At 58.7% G+C, this 13799-nt stretch carries 13 protein-coding genes; 11 read left to right on the top strand and 2 right to left on the bottom strand.

Going from position 1 to position 13799, the window contains the following annotated elements; genetic code table 11:
• Positions 1 to 75 precede the first annotated feature (75 nt).
• From E8K88_RS04990 to E8K88_RS04960, 7 genes are all read left to right on the top strand, one after another.
• On the top strand, positions 76 to 1035 hold the full coding sequence (locus tag E8K88_RS04990; RefSeq protein ID WP_136405566.1) for a LysR family transcriptional regulator: 960 nt from the start codon (positions 76 to 78) through the stop codon (positions 1033 to 1035).
• A 155-nt stretch (positions 1036 to 1190) separates the two neighbouring features.
• Positions 1191 to 2933 (top strand): dihydroxy-acid dehydratase, encoded by a 1743-nt coding sequence (locus E8K88_RS04985; protein WP_136405565.1) that lies wholly within the window; start codon positions 1191 to 1193, stop codon positions 2931 to 2933.
• Between the two features lie 157 nt (positions 2934 to 3090).
• Positions 3091 to 4431 carry an MFS transporter gene (locus E8K88_RS04980; protein ID WP_136405564.1) on the top strand — a complete coding sequence of 447 codons (1341 nt, stop codon included), beginning with the start codon at positions 3091 to 3093 and terminating at the stop codon, positions 4429 to 4431.
• Positions 4428 to 5330 carry an alpha/beta fold hydrolase gene (locus tag E8K88_RS04975; RefSeq protein ID WP_136405563.1) on the top strand — a complete coding sequence of 301 codons (903 nt, stop codon included), beginning with the start codon at positions 4428 to 4430 and terminating at the stop codon, positions 5328 to 5330. The genes E8K88_RS04980 and E8K88_RS04975 overlap by 4 nt, the downstream gene beginning before the upstream one ends.
• Before the next feature lie 18 nt (positions 5331 to 5348).
• Positions 5349 to 6266 carry an alpha/beta fold hydrolase gene (locus tag E8K88_RS04970; RefSeq protein WP_240754330.1) on the top strand — a complete coding sequence of 306 codons (918 nt, stop codon included), beginning with the start codon at positions 5349 to 5351 and terminating at the stop codon, positions 6264 to 6266.
• Between the two features lie 42 nt (positions 6267 to 6308).
• On the top strand, positions 6309 to 7028 hold the full coding sequence (locus E8K88_RS04965; protein ID WP_136405562.1) for a haloacid dehalogenase type II: 720 nt from the start codon (positions 6309 to 6311) through the stop codon (positions 7026 to 7028).
• A gap of 78 nt (positions 7029 to 7106) precedes the next feature.
• Positions 7107 to 7805 (top strand): Crp/Fnr family transcriptional regulator, encoded by a 699-nt coding sequence (locus E8K88_RS04960; protein WP_136405561.1) that lies wholly within the window; start codon positions 7107 to 7109, stop codon positions 7803 to 7805.
• A 118-nt stretch (positions 7806 to 7923) separates the two neighbouring features.
• Here E8K88_RS04960 and E8K88_RS04955 read toward each other — a convergent pair whose 3' ends face one another.
• Positions 7924 to 8697 (bottom strand): ferredoxin--NADP reductase, encoded by a 774-nt coding sequence (locus E8K88_RS04955; RefSeq protein WP_136405560.1) that lies wholly within the window; start codon positions 8695 to 8697, stop codon positions 7924 to 7926.
• Between the two features lie 241 nt (positions 8698 to 8938).
• Entirely contained in the window at positions 8939 to 9934 is a 996-nt protein-coding gene (gene gshB / locus E8K88_RS04950; RefSeq protein ID WP_136405559.1) for a glutathione synthase, read from the bottom strand.
• A 400-nt stretch (positions 9935 to 10334) separates the two neighbouring features.
• On the opposite strand from gshB, the gene E8K88_RS04945 reads away from it, so the two are divergent.
• From E8K88_RS04945 to accC, 4 genes are all read left to right on the top strand, one after another.
• Positions 10335 to 10940, top strand: coding sequence for a hypothetical protein (locus E8K88_RS04945; RefSeq protein ID WP_136405558.1), 606 nt, complete (start codon positions 10335 to 10337; stop codon positions 10938 to 10940).
• The gene (locus E8K88_RS04940) at positions 10937 to 11527 is read left to right on the top strand and encodes a TlpA family protein disulfide reductase (RefSeq protein WP_136405557.1); all 591 of its coding nucleotides are present in this window, start codon (positions 10937 to 10939) and stop codon (positions 11525 to 11527) included. Before E8K88_RS04945 ends, E8K88_RS04940 begins: the two co-directional genes overlap by 4 nt.
• 304 nt (positions 11528 to 11831) lie before the next feature.
• Positions 11832 to 12290 carry an acetyl-CoA carboxylase biotin carboxyl carrier protein gene (gene accB / locus E8K88_RS04935; protein ID WP_136405556.1) on the top strand — a complete coding sequence of 153 codons (459 nt, stop codon included), beginning with the start codon at positions 11832 to 11834 and terminating at the stop codon, positions 12288 to 12290.
• A gap of 72 nt (positions 12291 to 12362) precedes the next feature.
• On the top strand, positions 12363 to 13718 hold the full coding sequence (accC, locus tag E8K88_RS04930; protein ID WP_136405555.1) for an acetyl-CoA carboxylase biotin carboxylase subunit: 1356 nt from the start codon (positions 12363 to 12365) through the stop codon (positions 13716 to 13718).
• Positions 13719 to 13799: the final 81 nt, after the last annotated feature.

Raw genomic sequence — 13799 nt, 5'->3', positions numbered from 1 at the left:
CTTGTGCATTGCGTCCAATGAATTAATTGCCTAAGATCAATGCAATAAACGCAACAAAACCCCAGAAAAACCCGCATGCTCCCTAAGATCAAAGACCTGCAGCACCTGCTTTTTTTGGCCGAAGAAAAGCACTTTGCCAAAGCCGCGCAACGGGCTTTTTTGTCGCAATCGGCATTTAGCCGCAGCATTGCAGGCCTCGAAGCGGAGCTGGGTCTGAAGCTGTTTGACCGCGCCTCCCGCCATGTGCACATCACCACCGATGGTGCCCGCATCTTGAAACTGGCGCGCCACCTGCTGGCCTCAGCAGCCAACCTCAGCCGCGAAGCCGAGTTGCTGCGCTGCGGCGAGGCGGGCGATATCGCCATCGGCTCTGGTCCCTACACCAGCAACTTGCTGACCGTGCCGGTGATTGCCGCGGCCCGCCAGCGCCTGCACCATGTGCGTTTTCGGCTCGAGGTTGACCATACCGCCGCCCTGCTGCAAAAGCTCGAAGACGAAGAGATCCATCTGTTTCTCTCAGACATCCAAGAAATACCGATGCAAGGGCCTTGGTCGGTGGAGCCGCTGGGCTGCTACACCAGCAGCGTGCTGTGCAGGCGCGGTCACCCGCTGGCCAAGCGCCGGCAGCTGCCGTTGAGCGTTTTGCATGACATGGATTTGGCCTCGGTGCATATTCCCCGCCCGATCCGCCGCAACCTGGCCAATGCACTAGGCTACGCGCTGCCCGAGCAAGTGCCGATCGCCTTTGAGTGCGAAAGCGTGGCGGCCTTGCGCGACTTTGTGCTGAGCAGCGATGCCGTGCTGCTGGCCCCACCCGAGTTATTCCATCACGAGCTGCATGCAGGCCTGCTTGAGACACTGAGCATTACCCCTTGGCGCCTGCCGCATCACAATCCTTTGCGGGTGGATTTGGGCATGGTGTGGTTTGCCGAACGCACCCCGACCTCGGCCATGCGCACGCTGATGGAGCTGGTGCGCCAAGAGTCACAACAGCGCCTCTCACAAGGTTTAAAGGCCTATCGCGCACCGGCTTAAGCACCGCCTGACAAGCATCTGCTGGCTAGGGAAAACCTGCACGTTTGAGACCACCAGATTGTCTAGCACTTGACATTCTTGGGCCATGCCTCGGCCCTAGAGTTCAGGCACAAGGAGAGGGCTGGCATGCCATTGAACCAGCCCGAGCAATCACGATGACACAACCGACTCAACCGCAGCCCGACACCACGGCCTACGACCCCGCCCGCCGCTCGAAAATCGTCAAACACGGCCTAGAACGCGCACCGCACCGCTGGCAACTGCGCACCACCGGCCTGGACGATGCCGCCATCCAACAGCCTTTCGTGGGCGTAGTCCACACCTATGGCGAAGTCAGTCCCTGCTCCCAGTCCTTGCTGCCGCAAGTGCAGGCTGCGAAGCTCGGTATTGAAGTGGGCGGTGGCACTGCCCGCGAATTCTCCACCGTCTCGGTCTCCGATGTGCTGTCCCAGCAGCACGATGGCATGCGCTACAGCCTGATGTCGCGCGAAATCATTGCCGACTCGGTCGAAGTGGTGATGAAAGCCCAGTCCTACGACGCCCTGGTCGGCATTGGCGCCTGCGACAAAACCATTCCCGGCCTGCTCATGGCCATGGTGCGCATGAATGTCCCCAGCCTCTTTTTGCATGGCGGCCAAATGTTGGTGGGCTGGCACCAGGGCGAGCAGGTCAATCCGCTGCGCATGTTTGAAGGCGTGGGCCGCGTGCACGCTGGCGAGATCAGTGCAGCGCAATTGGAAGACATGGGCCGCAATATCGTCACCACCTCAGGCGCCTGTCCTGGCCAATTCTCCTCGGGCACCGCCGGCAGCATCGCCGAAGTGCTGGGCTTTAGCCCCTTAGGCTCTTCTGGCATTCCAGCGGCCTTCTCCCAGCGCCAAGCCGTCGCTCGCCGCGCCGCTGAGCAGCTGATGGCCAATGTGCTGCGCGATGGCCGGCCGCTGCCACGCGACTTGGTCACCCGCAAAGGGCTGGAGAATGCCGTGGCCGTGGTCGCAGCCACGGGTGGCTCCACCAATGCCACACTGCACTTGCCCGCACTGGCCCATGAAGCCGGCCTCTCATTCACCTTGGCCGATATGCAAGAGGTGCTGCAGCGCACGCCCACCTTGGCCAGCCTGATGCCAGGCGGGCCGCATGTGCCTTATGAGCTGCATCGCATTGGCGGCATTCCGGTGGTCCTCAAAGCCTTGCTAGACGGTGACTTTTTGCATGGGGACGTCCCCACTCTCGACGGGCGCTTGCTGCAGGATGCGCTGCGTGATGTGGCCGCACCAGACGGCACGATTGTGCGCGCCCACACCGATCCGTTCCGCGCCAGCGGCGGTCTGGTCGTGCTGCGCGGCAATCTCGCACCCGACGGCGCGGTGATCAAAATCGCCGGACTGACACGGCTTGAGTTGGAAGGCCCGGCGCGCGTCTTCGAAAGCGAGGCCGATGCCCTGCAAGCCATCAGTGCGCGGGCGTACGAAGAAGGCGATGTACTGGTGATTCGCAACGAAGGCCCACACGGCGGACCGGGCATGCGCGAAATGCTCTCCGTGACCTCGGCCATCGTCGGCCAAGGCCGTGGACAAACGGTGGCCTTGGTCACCGATGGACGCTTCTCAGGCGGCACCCGCGGTTTGTGCGTTGGCCATGTCTCGCCCGAGGCCTCGCAAGGCGGGCCACTGGCCCTGGTACGCAATGGCGACCGCATCCGCATTGATGCCAGCCAGGGCAGCTTGGCCCTGCTGGTGGACGAGTCCGAGCTGGCACGCCGCAAAGCCGCTTGGAGCGCACGCCAGCGCCCCGAGCCTTTGAGCGGCGTGGATGAAAAATACGCCCGCTTGGTCGGCCAAGCCGATCGCGGTGCGGTCACGCACTCTGGCGCAGCCGGCACCTCCACACCGGTCTAAGCGCTGAGCCTTTTAGCGCATGGGGACGGGCCGTGGCCAAGCCCCCATGCGGCTGCTGGTGCGGGGCCGATCCCACTGCCTCACGCGGCAGAACTGCGACTTTTTTGCCTAACGCCGCAACAGACGGCATTTACTTCACAATCATTGGAGACATACCATGACAGCCTCAACCTTGGAGTCCCGTGCGTCCGCCGCCCCGCTGGACACCACCATGCGCAAAATCATCCGGCGCATTGTGCCCCTGCTGTTCGTCTGTTATGTGATGAACTTTTTGGACCGCATCAACATCGGCTTTGCCCAGCTGCAGATGAAGCAGGACCTGGCCTTTTCAGATGCCATTTACGGCCTTGGTGCGGGCTTGTTTTTTATTGGTTATTTTTTCTTTGAAGTCCCCAGCAACGTGCTGCTGGAGAAAATTGGCGCACGCAAAACCATGCTGCGCATCATGGTGCTGTGGGGTCTGGCCTCAGCGGCGACGATGTTTGTGCAAACCCCGATGCACTTCTACATCGTGCGTTTTTTGCTGGGCGTGTTTGAAGCAGGCTTCTTCCCCGGCATTATTTTGTACCTGACCTTTTGGACCCCAGCGGCCTACCGGGCCCGAGTGCTGGCCCTGTTTATGAGCGCACTGGTGGTCTCCGGCATCATCGCCGGGCCTGTGTCAGGCTGGATTTTGCAATCCATGGATGGCTACGCCGGTCTGCGCGGCTGGCAGTGGATGTTTGTCATCGAAGGCCTGCCAAGCTGCCTGCTGGGCTTGATCGTGTACTTTTACCTGGACGACAAACCCAAAGACGCCCAATGGCTGAGTGCGGCAGAAAAGCGGGCGGTGATCGACACCATTGCCGCTGAAAACATGGCCAGCTCAGGCGGCCAGGCACAGCAGCCGACTTTGCGCAGCGCCTTCAGCCAGCCCTTGGTGTATTTGTTTGCCTTCGTCTATTTTGCGATTTTGGCCGGTGGCTACATCATTGCCTTTTGGCTGCCGATGACGATTCGCGAACTGGGCGTGTCGAACTACCTGCACATTGGCCTGTACTCTGCCATTCCTTACACCGTCGCGGGCTTGGCCATGATTGTCTTGGGCAAAAGCTCCGACCGCCTCAATGAACGGCGCTGGCACGTGGCCTTGCCCGCCTGTTTGGGTGTAATAGCCTTGGTGGTCCTGCCCATGGCCAGCAAGCAGTTCGCCATTTCACTGGCCTTGTTGGCCGTGGCCACGGCCGGTTTGTACTCCTCGCTGCCGCCTTTTTGGACCTATGCCACCACCACATTGTCACGCGCAGAATCGGCCGCAGGCATCGCCATCATTGCCAGCGTAGGCAACCTGGCCGGTTTTCTCAGCCCCTTCGTGATTGGCAAAATCCGCACCGAAACTGGCAGCGCCACGATGGGCATTTATTTGATGGCCACGATAGTTGTGCTGGGGGTTTTCGCGCTGCTGCTGGGCACTAGACAACGCGCGGCGCAATCGGCGTTGCAAGGTGCTGCGGCATGAGCGCCATCAGCCAAAAAACCGTGCGCGCCAACGGCCTGGACTTTGCCTATCTGGAAGCTGGCACAGGCCCACTGGTGTTGCTGCTGCACGGTTTTCCCGACAATGCCTGGACCTGGCAGGCACAAATAACTGCGCTGGCCAACCAAGGCTGGCGCGTGGTGGCACCTTGGCTGCGCGGCTACGCGCCGAGCCAAATACCCAGCCAGCCCTATTACGACCGCATCACCCTGGCCAAAGATGTGCGCGAATTGATCGGCGCACTCAACCACGGCCAGCCCGCCCATATCATTGCTCAGGACTGGGGCGCGGCGATTACTTACGGGGTGCTGGCCATGTACCCGCAGGCGGTGCGCAGCGCCGTCGTGATGGCCATCCCGCATGTCAACGCAGCGCTGGGCGATGCGCTCAGCCCGGTGCAAATACAGCGCGCTTTTCATTGGTGGTTTTTTCAAATCGATGGCATGGCCGAGCACGCCGTGCCACTCAATGACTACGCCTTCATTGATTTTCTCTGGCGCGACTGGTCCCCCAAACACCAGGAACATGCGCATCTGGCGCACATCAAGCGCATGCTGGCCGAGCCGGGTTGCTTGTCTGCCTGCGTCGGGTATTACCGTGCCTTGCTGCGCAGCGACTACCGCGACCCCGCCCACGCAGCCCTGTGGCACCAGCTGGATGCACCGATTGCCACGACCACCTTGGCGGTGTGCGGTGCAGACGATGTGCGCGCCGAGGTGATGTCCCAACAAGCCGGATTTTTTTGTGGCACCTACCGCTACCAGGAAGTCCCAGGCACGGGCCACTTTCTGCACCGTGAAGCCCCCGAGGCCGTCAATGCGCTACTTCTCGACTGGCTGGCTGAACACGCCCATACCGCCCCTGCCCAAGCCGTCATTTAACCCTTTGGAGCCTATCTCATGACCTCTACCCCACACACTGACATGCCCAGCGGGCTCATCCCAGGCTTTGAACGCCGCACACTGCTTGGCGCTGACGAAGTCCCCATCGATGTGCTCATAGGCGGCCAAGGCCCAGCCTTGCTGCTGCTACACGGCTGCCCACAAACACGGCTGTGCTGGAGCGAAGTGGCCCAGCAGTTGGCCACACAATTCACCATTGTGCTGCCTGATCTGCGTGGCTATGGCCGCTCTGGCAAGCCCGCCGGCAATGCCGACCACAGCAACTACGCCAAACGCACCATGGCGCTGGACCAAATAGCGGTGATGCAAGCCCTAGGCTATAGCCGCTTTTTGCTCGCCGGCCATGACCGCGGCGGCCGAGTCGCCTATCGGCTGGCGCTGGACCACCCCGAGGCCGTGGCCGCCATCGCGGTATTGGATATCGTCCCCACTCTGGATGTGTGGAACGCGCTCAACAGCACCAGTGCCATCCGCATGTGGCATTGGTCCTTGTTTGCGCAAGACGGCGGTCTGCCAGAGGCCTTGCTGGCCGGCAATCCGGAGTTTTTTGTGGATTGGGGACATCAATACCAATCCGCGCCCGGCTTTGAATTTCCCGCCGCCCACATGGCCGACTACCGCGCTGCGATCCGCGATCCGGCCTGCGTGCATGCGATGTGTGAGGACTACCGCGCGGGCTGGCACCTGGACAAACTGCACGACGCACAAGATCTGGGCCAGCGCTTTATTCAGGCGCCGTTGCTGGCCTTATGGGGCGAGCACGGTAATATCGCCAAAGCCGAGCCGGTGCGCATCTGGCGTCAATGGGCCCACCACGTGCAAGGCAAGGCATTGCCTGGCGGGCATTTTTTACCCGAAGAAGCAGCCGATGCCGTGGCCGCTGAGCTGCGAAATTTTTTCAGTGCAGTGGCCTAACAGCGGCCTCACGCGATCTCTATAAAAAGAAAGGTTGCCCCTATGCAAGCCCCTAAAGCCCTGGCTTTTGATGTGTTTGGCACCGTCGTTGATTGGCGCAGCAGCATTGCGCAGCAAGCCAGCGGTTTTGTCGCCCAGCACCTGCCACACATCAGCCCAGAACAATTTGCCGATGGCTGGCGTGCGCTCTACCAACCGGCGATGGCTGCCTGCCGCAGTGGCGCACGTGATTTTGTGGCGCTGGATACCTTGCACCACGAAATGCTGCAGTTGCTGCTAGCACAGCACGGCCTGCCAGCGGCACTGCAGCACTCTGCGGAAGTGGCCGAGCTGGCACTGGCATGGCGGCAATTGCAGCCCTGGCCAGACGTGCCACAAGGCTTGGCACAACTGCGCCAACTGCTGCCTGTGGTCACCTTGTCCAATGCCAATGTGGCTTTGATGGTGGCCATGAACCGCTTCAACGGCTTGCAATGGGACGCGGTATTGGGCGCTGAGGTGTCACAGCACTACAAGCCCGCCCCTCAGGCTTATTTGCGTACCGCCGAGTTGCTGCATCTTCAACCGGGCGAGCTGTGCCTGGTGGCCTGCCACCACAGCGACTTGGCAGCAGCGCGCGACTGCGGCCTGCAAACAGCCTATGTGGCACGCCCCAATGAATACGGTGGCGCCCCCGCGCCCGACCGCGCTGCCGAGCAGGTCTGGGACTTCCATGCCAACAGCTTTGGGGAGTTGGCAGAGCAGCTGGCTGCCGTGCTGTAAGCGGCCTGCCGGCTCTGCCGCCACGAGCGCTGCAGATGCCCCTATGATGCGGTTTTCAAAGGGCAATCTCGCGTACCCATGGCCTATACCAAGTTTGATTTACTGCAATGGATGGAGCCAGAGCTCAGTCGCGCCTTTGTGGCCAAGCTGCGCAAACGTCTATACCGTCCTGGGCAATTGATTTACCAGCAAGGCTCGCCAGGCACAGAAATGTTTCGCCTGGTATCCGGCCATGTGCGCATCTCGGTGTTGCGCCCAGACGGCAAGCACATCACCTACACCCTGTTTGAGCCTGGTGATTGCTTTGGCCAGACCAGCTTGGTCGACCATGAGCCGCGCCCACAAACGACCGAAGCCAGCACGGCTGTCGAGGTGGGTGTTTTGAGCCGCAGCGCCTTTGTGCAGCTCAGCACAGAATTCCCTAGCTTTGACCGCACCATCATGCGCTTGCTGTCCGCGCAGTTGAGGGTGGTCTCGCACAGCTACGAAGGCGCCAGCCTGGATGCAGTCACCGTGCGGGTTGCGCGGCAGATTTTAGCGGTGCATCGCGGCTTGCCCTCTAACGGCGCCGCTACCCGTGCAGCGGGCAGTGCCTCTAGCGCCAGCAGCACGGTGCGTTTGTCGCAATCCGAGCTGGCCGCGATGGTTGGGGCCTCGCGCCAGTCGGTCAACAAAGTCTTGCAAGCGTTTCGCCAGCATGGCTGGATTCGCATTGACTACGGCGGCATTACCGTTTTGGATGCGGCTGGTATTCAGCAGGCCTGCAACAGCCAATAGCACCAGGCACTAAACTTGGCACTAAGCGTGCACCACGCATTGGACGCAAAAAAACGCCCGCATGGGCGTTTTTTATCGCACGCAGGCCGTCACACTCGCACAGCCAAGCCGTGGCCGCCTATTTCTCTGCGAATGCCCGCTCCACTACAAATTCGCCTGGCGTCGAGGTATTGCCTTCAATGAAGCCACGGTGCTCGAACAGATTTTTCAAATCAAACAACATGGCAGGGCTGCCGCAAATCATGATGCGGTCTTCTGCGCGGTTGATGGCGGGCAAGCCCAAATCGGTGAACAATTTGCCATTCTCAATCAAGGTCGTAATACGGCCTTGGTTGCGGAAATCTTCACGCGTCACGGTGGGGTAGTAATGCAGGCGGCCTTTGACAAACTCACCCAAAAACTCGTGCTCTGGCAAGGTGTGGTTAATCAGTTCCTGGTATGCCAGCTCATTCACAAAACGCGTGCCATGCACCAGAATGACTTGCTCAAAACGCTCATAGGTTTCAGGGTCGCGAATCGTGCTCAAGAACGGCGCCAAGCCAGTACCAGTTGAGAGCAGGTACAAGCGTTTGCCTGGTAACAAATAGTCCAACAGCAACGTGCCTGTGGGCTTCTTGCCCACCAGCAATGTATCGCCCACCTGGATGTGCTGCAAGCGCGAGGTCAAGGGGCCGTCCGGAACCTTGATGGAGAAAAACTCCAAATGCTCTTCGTAATTGGCACTGGCAATACTGTAGGCGCGCAACAAGGGCTTGCCATTGACCGGCAGTCCAATCATCGTAAAGTGGCCGTTGGAGAAACGCAGTGAAGGATCACGCGTGGTTTTGAAACTGAATAAGGTGTCGTTCCAGTGGTGGATGGAGAGAATCTTCTCTTCGTTGAATGCAGCCATGTTGCGCTTCCAGTAATTGATACACGATGGGCCTGCTGCAGCACGCAGGCATTCACTTTTTTCCACACGCAGGCCGTTAAGCCAAAAACGTGCAACGCAAAAGTGGCGATTTTCCCTGTTTTTTTAAAACTTCAGGTTATATGCTGCTTTCATCGCGAGAAATGCAATGCACAAGCGCAGCAAAGCGGTCCTGATCGCAAGACCACTGTGCTGCACCACGAGTGCAAATCCAAGTGATGGTTTATGCGTTGGTGCTCAGCCAAGTTGCTTGGCGGCGCTCAATCGCATCGATGTACAAGGCGGCCACATCGCAACCGGTTTGATTGAAAATCTCCTGAAACCCGGTGGGGCTGGTGACATTGATTTCAGTGACAAAATCCCCAATCACATCAAGGCCAATCAAGAGCAAGCCACGCGCGGCCAAACGTGCACCAATCGCCTCGGCAATCTGCACATCGCGCGCGCTCAGCAGCTGGGCTACGGCTTTGCCGCCCACGGCCATATTGCCGCGGATTTCGTTGCCTTGCGGAATGCGTGCCAGTGCATACGGCACGACCTGGCCATCAATGATCAAAATGCGCTTATCGCCCTGCTTGATCGCCGGAATGTAGCGCTGCACCATCACCGAGGTGCGGCCATGGTCATTGAGGGTTTCAATGATGCTGCCCAGATTCATACCGTCAGCCCCCACCCGGAAAATGCCCATGCCGCCCATGCCATCAAGGGGTTTGAGAATGATGTCGCCATGCTCGGCATGGAAGGCGCGGATACGCTCTGGATCACGCGTGACCAAGGTCGGGCCAATCCACTCTGGGAACTCCAAAATATCTAGTTTCTCAGGATGGTCACGCAGCGCAGCAGGCTTGTTAAACACCTTGGCGCCTTCGCGCTCGGCCTGGCTGAGCAAATGGGTGGTGTAGAAGAACTCGCTGTCAAACGGCGGGTCTTTGCGCATCAGCACCGCATCAAAGTCCGCCAAGGCCAGTGTGTGCACTTGCTGCAGCTGCCACCAAGCCTCTGTGGCGCTGCCAGCGGCATATGCGGCCATATCGACCTCAGGCAACGCAATCGTTTCCACCTGTGCGGTCACACGGCCGCCCTGCAACCAGAAAATATCGCTTGGCACGCAGACCGAGACCTCATGGCCGCGACGCTGTGCCTCGCGCATCATCACGTACGTCGTGTCTTTGTAGATCTTGAAGCTCGCCAGGGGATCCACCACAAATAACAGTTTCATAAACGCTTTTCTTTGACTATTCAACCTCTGCACAAGCAGCAATAGACGCCAGTCTACTGCCTGCCACATTGCAGCGACAAGCAACGCACAGCTGTAAGACAATTACCTCAGAGCCTGCTGGCAGGCTTTTCCAAGTCGTCATGGCGTCCCAAAAGATGCCATGCATGGCGCTTTTTATCTGAAAAAAGCAAACCTCACTGTATGCAGGTCTTCATGGCACACTCGGCGTCTGTTGCGCGCAGACAAGCCAATCCATGGCCAGGCCCTGAAGAAACAAAGTGTTCATAATAGGTATGCAGGACATCTTAGAACGTGTTCATCCTCTCAATGCAGCCGCAGAAGCTGATGAACAGGCTCTTACGCTTTGAACTTTCATGGTGCAGCCCAGCACAGACCCAATATGTTTCCAGATACCAAAACCGAAATTGCCCACGCCGCAGCTGCTTTGATTGTCGAAGAAGGCATGGAGAGCGGTCCGGCAAAAAAACACGCGCTCAAGCAGCTCGGCCTGCGCGCCAATACGCCGCTGCCAGACAACCAACTTATTGAAGAGGCCGTGCGCGAATACATTGCCATTTTCAAAGCCGAGGAACAACCGATCGAGCTACAAGCGCTGCGCCAAATTGCACAGCACTGGATGCTGCAGCTCGCAGACTTCAAACCGCTGGTGGGCGGCGCAGTCTGGAGCGGCACGGCCACGCGCCATAGCAATATCCATTTGCAGCTTTTTTGTGATGACAGCAAGGCCTTGCCAATTGTTTTGCTCAATCAGGGTCTGCATTTTGAGGTCGAAGAAGCCACAGGCATATCAGGGATATCGACGGAAGTTCTGGTGCTGGAGGAGCGCACCAAGCACCCACAGCTCGAAGCTACGGTCTTGATTTGTCTGTGGAATAACAGCGAAGCGGCGCTTCGAGGCGCGCTGCAAGCCGATGCCGATGGACGCCCGCCGCGGGGCGCACTGCCTGCACTGCAAGCGCGCATGGCAGAATATGCCGCACCATGAAGAATGTGGCCCCCCCCTCCCACCCCCCACTCACACCGATCAACTCCCTTGCATCTCTGCACATGCCGCGCAGGCGCTGGCTCGCTTGGGCTTTGGCGGGCGCAAGCTTTGCAGCACTGGCGACCACCCGCAGCTGGGCAGTCGAGCCCCTGAGCACAGAAAACACCGCCAGCGACAAATCCAATGACCCTCTGTGGGACTTGGTTCTGCCAACACCTGATGGCGGCCAACTGGTGCTGGCAGAGCATGCCGGCAAACCGCTGATCGTCAACTTCTGGGCGACCTGGTGCGCGCCGTGCGTAGAAGAGCTGCCGCTGCTCAACGCCTTTCATGCCAAAGACAATGGCTGGGCCACGATTGGCATTGCCGTTGACACCCCTGCCAATGTAGAGCGCTTTGTGCAGCGCTTTGCGCTGGCCTTCCCCATTGGGATTGCAGGCACGGCGGGCTTGCGCTTGTCCCAGGAGCTGGGCAATACCAGCGGCTTGCCCTATACCCTTGTGGTAGACAAGAAAGGCATGATTCGTGACCGTAAAATTGGTCAAATCACTGCCGACGACTTGGCCAATTGGGAGCTGCTTGCCTAACATCCCGTAGAATGCGCCTCCTGCGCAGCAGAGTCACTATGCGGTCAACGCATGTGGCCCACTTCGTGCTCCCAAAAAGCAGGCCAATCTGCGGATTGCATGCAAAACAGCACAAATGCGGCCAATAGTCGGCTTTTTTTGCGAATAGGGACTGTCGAAGTGATAAAGCAGTGTTTTGATTGCTGCAAACACAAAAACACTCACAATCACACACATTGAAAACAATTGGCGTAAAATAAGAAAAGTTAGGGGCAGTTGCCCTTTTATTTCTTCAATATCGCCATATTTCTGGAGCTAGACCAGCATGGATCTCAGGAAACTCAAAACCCTGATTGACCTCGTTTCCGAATCAAACGTGACCGAGCTCGAAATCACCGAAGCCGAAGGCAAAGTGCGCATCGTCAAAGGTGGCGCAGCTCCCGTCTATGGACAAGCCCCCGTCGCGCTGGCCCCCACCCTGGTCGCCGCTCCCCAAGCCGTGCAAACCACGATCGAGCCAGCCACAGCCAGCAATGCAGCTACAGCAGCAGGTGCGGCCATTACCGCACCGATGGTGGGCACGTTCTACCGCTCGCCCAACCCATCGGCAGACCCATTTGCCGAAGTTGGCATGCAAGTCAAAGAAGGCCAGACCGTATGCATCATTGAGGCCATGAAAATCCTCAACGAAATTGAAGCCGACCGCTCAGGCACCATCAAGCAGATTCTCGTCGACAACGGCCAGGCTGTTGAATACGGCCAGCCGCTGTTCATCATTGAGTAATCTTGAGTAATCGGCTGTTGGCGCTGCGCCACTGCTACGCTGCGACCGCCGCAAGGCACATGAGGCTCTCCCATGTTTAAAAAAATTCTCATCGCCAACCGTGGCGAGATTGCACTTCGTGTTCAGCGCGCCTGCCGTGAGCTGGGCATCAAATCGGTGATGGTTTACTCTGAAGCCGATCGCGACGCGAAGTACATTCGCTTGGCCGACGAGGCCATTTGTATTGGCCCCGCATCCGCTGGGGCGAGCTATTTGAAAATGCCCTCGATCATCTCAGCGGCGGAAGTCTCCGATGCTGAAGCGATCCACCCAGGCTACGGTTTTCTGAGTGAAAACGCGGACTTTGCCGAGCGCGTCGAGCGCAGCGGCTTTGCCTTTATTGGCCCCACTGCCGACTCGATCCGCATCATGGGCGATAAAGTCTCGGCCAAACAAGCCATGATCAAGGCTGGCGTGCCCTGCGTGCCTGGCTCAGAAGGCGAGCTCTCGGATAACCCCGCAGAGATGCAAGCCACTGCGCGTGCGATTGGCTACCCGGTCATCATCAAAGCCGCAGGCGGCGGCGGCGGCCGAGGCATGCGCGTGGTGCACACTGAGGCAGCGCTGGTGAACGCGGTACAAATGACCAAAAGCGAAGCGCAAGCGGCCTTTGGCAATCCGGCCGTGTACATGGAGAAATTCCTAGAAAACCCGCGCCACATTGAAATCCAAATTCTGGCCGATACCCACGGCAATGCCGTGTACCTGGGCGAGCGCGATTGCTCGATGCAACGCCGCCACCAAAAAGTCATTGAAGAGGCACCAGCTTTCGGCATTGAGCGTCGTTTGATCGAAAAAATCGGCGAACGCTGTGCAACTGCATGCAAACGCATTGGTTACCGCGGTGCTGGCACATTCGAGTTTTTGTATGAAAACGGCGAGTTCTACTTCATTGAAATGAATACCCGTGTGCAGGTCGAGCACCCAGTGACCGAGATGATCACCGGCATCGACATTGTGAAAAACCAGATTCTGATTGCCGCTGGCCACAAACTGCCTTTTGCACAACGCGACATTGAAATTCGTGGCCACGCCATCGAATGCCGTGTCAACGCCGAAGATCCTTACAAGTTCACACCATCGCCTGGCAAGATCACCACATGGCATGCGCCGGGTGGTCCAGGTGTGCGGGTGGACTCGCACATGTACTCTGGCTACACCGTGCCGCCCAACTACGACTCCATGATTGGCAAGGTAATTACACACGGCGACACACGCGAAGAGGCCTTGGCCCGCATGAACGGCGCCTTGTTGGAAACCGTGGTCGAAGGGATTAAAACCAACATCCCATTGCACCGTGATTTGATGGTCGATGCCAAGTTTGCAGCTGGCGGCACCAACATCCACTACCTTGAAAAGTGGCTCGAGCAGCGCCACAATCGCGCGTAAACGGCACCTCCCACCACTGCAAAGCGCAGTATTTTCCCTTCAGGCGGCAAGTCGGATGCACCCCATCCCTTGCCGCTTCAG

This window comes from Lampropedia aestuarii (genome assembly GCF_004803635.1).
GTDB lineage: Bacteria > Pseudomonadota > Gammaproteobacteria > Burkholderiales > Burkholderiaceae_C > Lampropedia > Lampropedia aestuarii.
The sequence above is the reverse complement of the archived record's forward strand: the minus strand, read 5'-3'. Positions and strand labels throughout refer to the sequence as shown.

Bases quoted from the DNA above. Each gene is read 5' to 3' on its own strand.
- E8K88_RS04990 (WP_136405566.1), top strand. From the start codon at position 76: ATGCTCCCTAAGATCAAAGACCTGCAGCACCTGCTTTTTTTGGCCGAA.
- E8K88_RS04985 (WP_136405565.1), top strand. From the start codon at position 1,191: ATGACACAACCGACTCAACCGCAGCCCGACACCACGGCCTACGACCCC.
- E8K88_RS04980 (WP_136405564.1), top strand. From the start codon at position 3,091: ATGACAGCCTCAACCTTGGAGTCCCGTGCGTCCGCCGCCCCGCTGGAC.
- E8K88_RS04975 (WP_136405563.1), top strand. From the start codon at position 4,428: ATGAGCGCCATCAGCCAAAAAACCGTGCGCGCCAACGGCCTGGACTTT.
- E8K88_RS04970 (WP_240754330.1), top strand. From the start codon at position 5,349: ATGACCTCTACCCCACACACTGACATGCCCAGCGGGCTCATCCCAGGC.
- E8K88_RS04965 (WP_136405562.1), top strand. From the start codon at position 6,309: ATGCAAGCCCCTAAAGCCCTGGCTTTTGATGTGTTTGGCACCGTCGTT.
- E8K88_RS04960 (WP_136405561.1), top strand. From the start codon at position 7,107: ATGGCCTATACCAAGTTTGATTTACTGCAATGGATGGAGCCAGAGCTC.
- E8K88_RS04955 (WP_136405560.1), bottom strand. From the start codon at position 8,697: ATGGCTGCATTCAACGAAGAGAAGATTCTCTCCATCCACCACTGGAAC.
- gshB (WP_136405559.1), bottom strand. From the start codon at position 9,934: ATGAAACTGTTATTTGTGGTGGATCCCCTGGCGAGCTTCAAGATCTAC.
- E8K88_RS04945 (WP_136405558.1), top strand. From the start codon at position 10,335: ATGTTTCCAGATACCAAAACCGAAATTGCCCACGCCGCAGCTGCTTTG.
- E8K88_RS04940 (WP_136405557.1), top strand. From the start codon at position 10,937: ATGAAGAATGTGGCCCCCCCCTCCCACCCCCCACTCACACCGATCAAC.
- accB (WP_136405556.1), top strand. From the start codon at position 11,832: ATGGATCTCAGGAAACTCAAAACCCTGATTGACCTCGTTTCCGAATCA.
- accC (WP_136405555.1), top strand. From the start codon at position 12,363: ATGTTTAAAAAAATTCTCATCGCCAACCGTGGCGAGATTGCACTTCGT.